Source organism: Pelomicrobium sp. G1 (assembly GCF_051905455.1).
Lineage (GTDB): Bacteria > Pseudomonadota > Gammaproteobacteria > Burkholderiales > UBA6910 > Pelomicrobium.
Genome location: NZ_JBQACR010000684.1, coordinates 1 through 230 on the forward strand (window position 1 = coordinate 1; position 230 = coordinate 230).

The following is a 230-nucleotide window of genomic DNA, read 5'->3' on the forward strand; positions in this document are numbered from 1 at the left end:
GGTCCACGCTTCATCCAGAGCGAACAGGAATGCCGTTTGACTGGCAAGCACGCTGCGATCGAACAGAGGGATGGCCCAGCGTCTACCGGATAGATCTTGCGCGGGTTGACCATGCGTTGGCGCTCCGAGTCCGCTTCCATCCACACCGTGCGTACGAGGAAGCAGTCCTCCAGATAAGCGAGCAGGCGGTGGAGGGTGTCGCGCGAAACGGCGATTCCTTGGCTCTTGAG

The 230-nt window shown here is 60.9% G+C and carries 1 pseudogene; it reads right to left on the reverse strand.

What is annotated here, in order from left to right:
- Positions 1 to 230, reverse strand: a pseudogene (locus ACTFO6_RS20115) (hypothetical protein); the annotation flags it as partial.